Annotated in this window: 3 protein-coding genes; all 3 read right to left on the reverse strand. The window is 39.6% G+C overall.

The features are described 5' to 3' along the window. Positions 1 to 468: 468 nt before the first annotated feature. Positions 469 to 594, reverse strand: coding sequence for a hypothetical protein (locus ABFX15_RS09580; RefSeq protein ID WP_346025198.1), 126 nt, complete (start codon positions 592 to 594; stop codon positions 469 to 471). A gap of 221 nt (positions 595 to 815) precedes the next feature. Beyond that, complete coding sequence (gene rpsI / locus ABFX15_RS09585; RefSeq protein WP_091266415.1) at positions 816 to 1,208, reverse strand: 30S ribosomal protein S9; 393 nt, start codon at positions 1,206 to 1,208, stop codon at positions 816 to 818. 13 nt (positions 1,209 to 1,221) lie between these two features. Continuing rightward, on the reverse strand, positions 1,222 to 1,665 hold the full coding sequence (rplM, locus tag ABFX15_RS09590) for a 50S ribosomal protein L13 (RefSeq protein WP_091481849.1): 444 nt from the start codon (positions 1,663 to 1,665) through the stop codon (positions 1,222 to 1,224). Positions 1,666 to 2,007 lie beyond the last annotated feature (342 nt).

Below are 2,007 nucleotides of genomic sequence, written 5' to 3' on the forward strand. Positions count from 1 at the left end.
GTGCTTTACATTATTTTCTACTTAACATTAAATTTGTAATGTAAATCTTCACATTACAAATTGTCGCATATAAGTCGAATTGTCGTACCGCCAAAATACTCAAACATATTCATGTGACAACGAAGCCAAGTATCACTTTTCATATCAAGTGTGGGTTCTACATAGGTATATTGACTGTAAGGTAGGGTTCCTACAAAAAGATAGACGGTAATTAACTCACCTGTGTCAGTGTCTAGCAAATCCATGGTTGAGCCGCTCCAATCGACTTGAATCGATACACCGGGTTTATGTTTTAAGTGATTCGTCAAGCGGTATTGATCAATATGTCTTTGATAATCTTCGCAGAATTTAGTGTATCCAACCGGGATACCGTTGGTATCCTTACAGAGATCAACATACTCTTTACATGTCTACTAAATCTATACGAATTGACTGTTTCTATGAATAATACTAATCAGTTCTTCCTCATTATATAAATATAATCGGAGCTTTGCGCATGTACTTCTGATCATTTTTGGCCGTACTTCTTTTAATATCTTTGCCGCCGCCTTGCTTGTTCTTAATCAGCTTCTGCATTTTTTCTTTTGGAGTCATTTGTTCCACCACCTCTTTAATTGATGCTTTTTCATTTTATTTCTCTAGCGTGTTGTCGACTTTCACAGGCACTAAAAACAAAAAGGCACCAGCAGAATGCTGATGCCTTTTTGTACTGCAGTATTAAGTTTAAGCCGCAAATTGAATGGTACTCGATTTCTTTCGAAATCTCCGTCCCATACTGTATCCGTAAGCGAATAAATTCGCAACGGCTCCAGCAATTAACGTTTTGAGAATTGTGGAGATTTACGCGCTTTTTTAAGACCTGGTTTTTTACGCTCTTTCATACGTGAATCACGTGTAAGCAGTCCAGCTGCTTTCAGTGGAGAACGGAAGTCAGGGTCTACTTGTAGTAACGCACGAGAGATTCCGTGACGAGCAGCGCCTGCTTGTCCTGAGAACCCACCACCGTGAACGTTGATAGTGATGTCGTAGCTGTCTACTGTATCAGTGATAGCTAGTGGCTGTTTAACTACTAAATGTAGGTGATCGAAGTTTAAATATTCAGAAATATCTTTACCGTTAAAAGTGATTTTACCAGAACCTGGAGTCATGATAACACGAGCTGTAGAGTTTTTACGACGACCAGTTCCGAAATATTGTACTTGTGCCAATGGATGTCCCTCCTTAAATCAAGTTTGTAATGTCTAGTACTTCTGGCTGTTGAGCTTGGTTTTTGTGCTCAGGGCCAGCGTATACGTGAAGTTTTTTAATTTGTTTACGTCCTAGTGGGTTGTGTGGAAGCATACCTTTGATTGACATTTCAATCAAACGTTCCGGTCTTTGAGCACGGATTGTTCCAGCTGACTGTTGAGTCAATCCACCTGGGTGTCCAGAGTGACGAGAATAAATCTTGTCGCTAGCTTTCTTCCCTGTTAGTTTAACTTCTCCTGCATTAATTACGATTACGTGGTCACCAGTATCAACGTGTGGTGTATACGTAGGTTTGTTTTTACCGCGTAGGATAGATGCAACGACAGTTGACAGACGTCCTAAAGGAATATCTGTAGCGTCGACTACATACCATTTGCGTTCGATGTTACTTTCATTCGCCATAAATGTTGTACGCACGATCTTAACCTCCAAATTTTCTTTTCAAGAATCAATTTTAAATTAGCTGCTTTCCATCGCTTCTAAGTTCCGTTAAAAGTAATAAGAAAGACTCTCTGTTGTTTGTTCCAAAACAAGTTTCCGGGGCTTATCATGGTGGCAAACAATACCATCTGATATAGTACCGTGAATAGCGACAAAAGTCAATTAGTTTTGAAGAATTAATTATTTTCTTTTCAATTGATTTTCAGAAAAGGCCGACAACTAGCCTTTCTACTGCAGTCCCGTGAACTACCCACCACTTAAATCCTTTGGATTTTGAAGTGGGGGCTTCCTACGAACTCCATTCTTGTCTGCACAGAC

This window comes from Alkalibacterium indicireducens, assembly GCF_039522005.1.
GTDB classification, from domain to species: domain Bacteria; phylum Bacillota; class Bacilli; order Lactobacillales; family Carnobacteriaceae_A; genus Alkalibacterium; species Alkalibacterium indicireducens.

Excerpts from the sequence above, each read along its gene's own strand:
- ABFX15_RS09580 (WP_346025198.1), bottom strand. The coding sequence starts at position 594 with ATGACTCCAAAAGAAAAAATGCAGAAGCTGATTAAGAACAAGCAAGGC.